This is a genomic window from Sphingomonas sp. LH128 (assembly GCF_000293195.2).
Classification (GTDB): domain Bacteria; phylum Pseudomonadota; class Alphaproteobacteria; order Sphingomonadales; family Sphingomonadaceae; genus Novosphingobium; species Novosphingobium resinovorum_A.
The window spans coordinates 1-6,920 of sequence record NZ_ALVC01000387.1 but is presented as its reverse complement, the minus strand read 5'-3'; the positions used below and the strand labels follow the sequence as shown (position 1 = coordinate 6,920).

The 6,920-nt window shown below is 62.7% G+C and carries 5 protein-coding genes and 1 pseudogene; 5 read left to right on the top strand and 1 reads right to left on the bottom strand.

Features of this window, described 5'->3' with window-relative positions:
- The 5 genes and pseudogenes from LH128_RS25865 to zapE all read left to right on the top strand — a co-directional run.
- Positions 1-320: pseudogene (locus LH128_RS25865) on the top strand (ribonuclease E/G); the annotation flags it as partial.
- A gap of 331 nt (positions 321-651) precedes the next feature.
- Complete coding sequence (locus LH128_RS25860) at positions 652-2,304, top strand: FAD-binding protein (protein ID WP_008832648.1); 1,653 nt, start codon at positions 652-654, stop codon at positions 2,302-2,304.
- A 519-nt stretch (positions 2,305-2,823) separates the two neighbouring features.
- Positions 2,824-3,606, top strand: coding sequence for a succinate dehydrogenase iron-sulfur subunit (locus LH128_RS25855; protein ID WP_008832647.1), 783 nt, complete (start codon positions 2,824-2,826; stop codon positions 3,604-3,606).
- 29 nt (positions 3,607-3,635) lie between these two features.
- Positions 3,636-4,097 carry a PaaI family thioesterase gene (locus LH128_RS25850; RefSeq protein WP_008832646.1) on the top strand — a complete coding sequence of 154 codons (462 nt, stop codon included), beginning with the start codon at positions 3,636-3,638 and terminating at the stop codon, positions 4,095-4,097.
- Positions 4,094-5,209 carry a cell division protein ZapE gene (gene zapE / locus LH128_RS25845; RefSeq protein ID WP_008832645.1) on the top strand — a complete coding sequence of 372 codons (1,116 nt, stop codon included), beginning with the start codon at positions 4,094-4,096 and terminating at the stop codon, positions 5,207-5,209. The genes LH128_RS25850 and zapE overlap by 4 nt, the downstream gene beginning before the upstream one ends.
- A gap of 395 nt (positions 5,210-5,604) precedes the next feature.
- Here the strand turns inward: zapE and LH128_RS25840 are convergent, their stop codons facing one another.
- Positions 5,605-6,906, bottom strand: coding sequence for an EAL domain-containing protein (locus tag LH128_RS25840; protein ID WP_327195268.1), 1,302 nt, complete (start codon positions 6,904-6,906; stop codon positions 5,605-5,607).
- Between the last annotated feature and the right edge of the window lie 14 nt (positions 6,907-6,920).

Sequence of the window (6,920 nt, the reverse complement as noted above, 5' to 3'; positions counted from 1 at the left end):
CCGAAGCCGTCGTCGAAGCGCCCGCAGCGCCCGAACCGGTCGCCGAGGAAGCGCCTGCAAAGCCCAAGCGCACCCGCCGCAAGAAGGCGGACGTCGAGGCCGAAGCCGCTCCGGCACCGGCTCCCGAGCCGGTTGCGGAAGAGGCTGCAGCAAAGCCCAAGCGCACCCGTCGCAAGAAGGCGGACGTCGAGGCCGAAGCCGCTCCGGCACCGGTCGCCGAGCCGGTCGCCGAACCCGAAGCAGTCGCCGAAGCCGCGTCGGCTGACGATGCCGCTCCGGCACCGCGCCGTGGCTGGTGGCAGCGCACTTTCGGCGAGTAATCGCCGACGGCTCTGAAACAAGGGCCTGAAAATGCAGACGCCGCGCGCGCCCTCAAGAGGTCACGCGCGGCGTCTTTGCGTTGAGGGAGCAGTCGATCCCCAACTTCGTCATCGCGAGCGCAGCAACGCAATCCAGGGCAACATTCACCGCTCCGGATTGCTTCGCCGCGCTCGCGATGACGACTTTCGAATGCACAAACCGCCCTGCCCTATGACATGTCGGAGTGGCTGCCAGTCCCCGACGAAACCTACAGTGCCGACGCAAAGAACATGCGGCGGCGGCGTTGCGCTGGTCCTGCCGCAGCCGATGGCCTGCTGGGAGACGGACTGAATGACACAAGACGTGAACTGGGATCTCGAGGCGGACGTGGTCGTACTGGGATCGGGCGGCGCGGCCATGACCGCAGCGATCGCCGCGCATGATTTCGGCGCGAAGGACGTGGTGATCCTCGAGAAGACCGGCATGGTCGGCGGCACCACCGCGATGTCGGGCGGCATGCTGTGGATTCCGGGCAACCACCACCAGATCGAGGCAGGTATCTCCGAGGACGACGAGGACGTCGTCGCCTATCTCGACTCGCTGGCGCCCGGGGCGCTCGATCCCGATACGCTCATGGCCTTCATGGAAACCGGGCCGGAGATGATCCGCTATCTGGCGGACAACACGCCCGTGCGTTTCCACGCCTACGCCGATTTCCCCGATTACCAGCCCTATATGCCCGGCGCCAAGCCCGACGGCGGCCGCTCGCTCGACAACGATGCCTTCTCGTTCGAGCGGCTCGGCAAGTGGTCCACTCGCGTGAACCCGACCAAGATGGCTTACCCGGTGCGCGGCAGCCTGATGGAAGCGATCAACGGCACGCTTGACGAAGCGACGCTCGCCGAGCGCGAGGCAGGCGATTATCGCGGTCTGGGTCAGGCACTGGCGGGATCGCTGTTCCTCGCGGTGATCGATCGCGGCATTCCCGTCGAGTTCGAAAAGCGCGCGCGCAAGCTCGTCAAGGACGGTGATCGCGTGATCGGCGTCGTCGCCGAGGACGCCAATGGCCGCGACTACCGCGTGCGCGCCCGGCGCGGCGTCGTCATCGCCACCGGCGGTTTCGAGTGGAACGAGACGCTGGTAAAGACCTTCCTGCGCGGCCCCCTCACCGGCCCGGTCAGCGTGCCCGAGAACGAGGGCGACGGGTTGCTCATGGCGATCGAGGCGGGCGCCCAGCTCGGCAACATGCAGCACGCCTTCTGGCAGCAGAGCGTACTGGAATTCCAGCCCCAGCACCGCGCCGCCAAGCCCAATTATCTGCTCGGTTCGGACGAACGCGCGCGCCCCGGCGCGATCCTCGTCAACCGTGCGGGCAAGCGCTTCGTGAACGAGGCGGCCAACTACAACGCCATGGGCAAGGCGCTCCACGCCTTCGATGCAGGTACGCACGCCTACGCCAACCTGCCGTACTGGCTGATCGTCGACCAGCGCTATCGCAGCAAGTACCAGACCTTCAACACGCCCCCGGGCGGCCCCGTGCCCTCGTTCATGATGCAGGCCGACACGCTGGAGGAACTCGCCGAAAAGGCCGGGATCGATCCGCAGGGGCTCGCGGCGACGGTGACGCGCTTCAACGATCTGGTCCGCAAGGGCCACGACGACGACTTCAACCGCGGCGACAACACCTACGACAACTTCTACATGTGGGGCGATGCGGAGTTCGAACCGCCTTACCGCACGCTCGGCGTGATCGATCAGGGACCATTTTTCGCGGTGAAGATGGAAGCCGGGGCGCTCGGCACCGCCGGTGGTCCGAAGACCAACGCCGATGCGCAGGTCCTCGACTGGAGCGGCAATCCGATACAGGGCCTCTACGCAGCGGGCAACGTCATGTCGGCGGTGCTGGGCGAGGCCTACGGAGGCGCAGGCGGCACGCTCGGTCCGGGCATGACCTTCGGCTACATCGCCGGAAAGCACCTCGGCACGCATCTGCCGAACTACTGACCGCAGCTTTCCTACAGGGACTTTCCTACAGGGGCATGGGCGGAGTATTTTTCCGTCCATGCCCTTCTGCGTTCTCACTCTTTTGTTTTTCGGTCCGAAGGACCGTTTTCCGGCTGGCGGCTTTCGTCACAAGGTGACAGGCCCGGCCTGCAAGGTGACACCCCGGGATCGTAAAGTGACACCTAAGGTGACACATCGAAGCCCTAAGGTGACACACAAGGTTACACATCTCGGCGCAAGAATGGCGGATTTGCGTGAAACGGGGCCACACCGGCGGTGGAAGGTGACACCTTTTCTCCCTGGACCGTGTAAACCGTGTAAACCTCGACGCCCGCGACTTTCGCAACTGCCCTTGCGCGCCATGCGCCCGCAAGGCCCGCTGCAGCGCCGATATTGGTGCATTTCCGGATATCCCACCCCTCACCTCACCATAGTCACCTCTTGCCCTACGCGGACGAATCGCTAGAGGGGGACCACAAAGCGGTTCATGCCGCACTGCAAGATCACGGGGATTCTACCATGGCGACCTTCACCCTCCCGGCGAACAGCAAGATCAGCAAGCGCGGCAACGTGCACAAGGCTGAGGGCGCCACCAAGGTCAAGAAGTTCACCGTCTACCGCTACGACCCGGACTCGGGCGAGAACCCGCGCTACGATCAGTTCGAGATCGACCTCGATGCGTGCGGCCCGATGGTCCTCGACGCGATCATCAAGATCAAGAACGAGATCGACCCCTCGCTGACGTTCCGCCGTTCGTGCCGCGAAGGCATCTGCGGTTCGTGCGCGATGAACATGAACGGCAAGAACGGCCTCGCCTGCACCACCGCGATCGAAGACCTGAAGGGTGACATCCGCATCACCCCGCTGCCGCACATGGACGTGATCAAGGACCTGGTTCCCGATTTCACGCACTTCTACGCGCAGTACGCCTCGATCCGTCCCTGGCTGCAGACCGTCTCGACCACCCCGTCGGGCAAGGAGCGCCTGCAGAGCCCCGAACAGCGCGAGAAGCTGGACGGCCTCTACGAGTGCATCCTGTGCGCGTGCTGCTCGACCTCGTGCCCGAGCTACTGGTGGAACTCCGACAAGTTCCTCGGCCCGGCGATCCTGCTGCAGGCCTACCGCTGGCTGGCCGACAGCCGCGACGAGATGACCGGCGAGCGCCTTGACGAGCTGGAAGATCCCTTCCGCCTCTACCGCTGCCACACCATCATGAACTGCGCGAACGTGTGCCCCAAGGGCCTCTCGCCCGCGCGCGCCATCGCCGAAATCAAGAAGATGCAGGCCGAGCGGCAGGTCTGAGCCTTCGGGCTTTAGACCGGTAACTTCCCGTGGCGCAGGACGGTGTATTCATCCATGAGCCCGACCCGGAATTTCCGGGGTGGTCCACGTGGAAGCTGAACGAGGGCTCGCGGTTCAATTCGCAGGGCCTTGGTCGCATGATCGTCCGCCGCGAGGGTGAGCGCGGCGCTCGCCTTCGTCTCGTCGAAGCGGGCCTGCAGCACAGTAACGTCCTCGACGCCGTCCATGGCGGCGTCACCCTCGCCCTGATCGATGTGGGCATGTTCGCGACAATGTTCGTCGTACTCGGCGAGGATGCCGTCGGTGCGGTCACGCTCGAACTCAGCAACCAGTTCATCGGTGCCGGCCGCATCGGCGAGCCGCTCGACATCGTGGCCGAGATCATGAAGGAAACCCGCCGTCTCGTCTTCGTGCGCGGCACGGTCGAGCAGGGCGACCATCTCGTCGCCAGCTTCATGGGCACCCTCCGCAAGCCGAGTGCGTCCAAATGAGCGCGATGCTCGAACGCTACGAGGCGCTTGTCGCGACCGGCGAACTGCGCTCCGATCCGGAACAGGCAGCGGCCGCCGAGCGACTGAACCGCCTCCAGCGCGAATTCTACAAGTCGTCGTCCTCGACCGGCCTGTTCGGCAAGCTGCTGGGCAAGAAGGCTGCAGCGCCGCGCGGCGTCTACATGTGGGGCGGTGTCGGGCGCGGCAAGTCGATGCTGATGGACCTGTTCGTCCAGACGCTCGACATTCCCGGCAAGCGCCGCGTGCACTTCCACGCCTTCATGCTGGAAGTCCACGCGCTCCTGCGCGACGAGCGCAAGAAGGAAACCGGCGACCCGATCCCACCGGTCGCCGCAGCTATTGCCCGCAACGTCCGCTGCCTCGCCTTCGACGAGATGGTCGTCAACAACTCGGCCGACGCGATGATCATGAGCCGGTTGTTCACGCACCTGATCACGAACGAGGGGGTCACCATCGTGACCACCTCCAACCGCGCTCCTTCCGAACTCTACAAGGATGGGTTGAACCGCGAGCATTTCCTGCCGTTCATCGGACTGATCGAACAGGAGCTCGACGTGCTCACGCTCAACGGTCCGACCGACTATCGCATGCAGCGCCTCGGCGGCATGGCGACCTGGCACCACCCGCTGGGCGAACCGGCCACCGAAGCCGCGCGCGAAGCGTTCTACCGCCTCACTGATTATCCGCCGGAAGATAGCGAACATGTGCCCTCCACTGACATCGACGTCGGCGGCGGAAGAATGCTTCACGTGCCCAAGAGCCTCAAGGGCGTGGGAGTCTTCAGCTTCAAACGCCTTTGCGGCGAGGCCCGCGGCGCGGCCGACTATCTCGCCATCGCGCGTGCCTATCACACGGTGATCCTCGTCGGCATTCCGAAGATGGGTCCGGACCGTCGCAACGAGGCAGCGCGCTTCGTGACGCTTATCGACGCTCTCTACGAGAACAAGGTGAAGCTGATCGCGGCTGCCGACGCTACTCCAGAAGAGCTGTACGAATCCGGGACCGGTCGCTTCGAATTCGACCGCACGATCAGCCGTCTCAATGAAATGCAGAGTGCCGATTATCTCGCGCTGGGCCACGGCGAAGGCTAACCTCGTTAACGAGTCCCGAATCGGGAAGCGATTTACAGTGCCCCTGCCCGGAGCCGCTATCGTCAATTTAAGACGAGAGCTTTTCAGAACCGATGAATTGCGGCGCTTAAATGGGTTAAAATCACCCATCGCGAGAAATTACAAACAAACACAAACAATAGACAAAGAAAAAGCGCTTTCCAAAAGACAGGAGTTCTTCTGGAAAGCGCTTCGTTTTTTGCAGTGGTTCGGATTAATCAACCCAAACTAGTGCAGCAGAAGCCTCTATTAGAGACCGCCGCCCCACCAACCACCGCCCCAGATGTCCTTGTTCATCGTCATTCCCCATGTGAACGACCGCATCGCTGCGGCCGCCCTCACGGATAATAGTTAGTTAACGATGCATCAAGGAATTTTTAACCAATCAGTCGTGCCCTCCTGCCGGACACGAAGTCTAGGAAATCCCGGAATGGGACAGGACGGCTTACGTGATACCCCTGAACGAGGTCACAGTGCAGCCCGGTCAGCATCTCCAGAACCTTGGCCGTCTCGACCCCTTCAGCCACGACGACACGGTCGAGCGAATGAGCCATCTCGATGATCGACTGCACCAGAAGCAGATCTTCCTTGTTGCTTTCCATCAAGGATACGAAGGTCTTGTCGATCTTGACCTCGCTGGCGGGCAGATAGCGCAGATAATCGATCGTGGCGTTGCCGGTGCCAAAATCGTCGATCGACAGGCGAAGGCCGGACTGGACTAGACGCTGCAGCATCTGGAACGTCTTGGAACTGCGGTCCAGGCGATCCGTCTCCGTGATCTCAAGGATCAGACGGTTGGGTGACAGACCATGCGCGGCGAGAATCTCCGCAATCATTCCCGGCAGTCCCGGATTGCGAAGAAGCTGAGCAGAGATATTCACCGACATCGTCATCTCGTAGCCGTGACGCTCCAGTTCGACAGCCACTCGCACCGCGTCATTGATGACAAAGCGGGTGATGCGCTCGATCCGATGGAATTCCTCAGCAATCCGGATGAACTTGTCCGGGCTGATCGGTCCTCGTTCGGGGTGCGTCCAGCGAACGAGCGCTTCCGCTCCGCTGATCCGGTTTGATCGCAGATCGAGCTTGGGCTGATAGGCGACCCAGACCTCCCCATTATCGATGGCCCGGTCGAGCGACGTCAGCAGGGAGATTTCCCACTGAGCCTCGTGCTTGCGGGCATCGTGCTGATAAACCAACTCGTCGTTGCGCACCGCCTCTTCCGCGGCCTGCATGGCGCTGGCGACGCGGCCCGAGAGCGGACGATCGAACTCGGAGTCGATGCCGCAGTTGAACGACAAGTCGATGTCGATACCGCCGACCTGGATGCCGTTCTGGACGATCCGGTGCAGGCCTTCGAGATTCTCGAACAAGTCGAACGTGCTGCGGATCGAAGACAGCCAGACGAACATTCCGCCTTCGTGATAGATCAACACGCTTTCGTCACTGATACGAATGCGACGAACGATTTCCTTGGCAAGCTGCGCTTCGACGTGCTCCGCAAAGCTCCCGATAATTCCGCCGTAGTTCCGAATCTTCAGGGCGACGAGAACACGCGTGGACAGATCAGGAGAATTGCGCAGGGCCTGAACGCTGGGCAGGCCGGAACCAGTGTTCGTTTCGCCCGCCTCCTCGACCCTGTCGAGATTGCGCATGCGGATGACGGCGACCAGCGCCACGGAGAAGGCCGGGA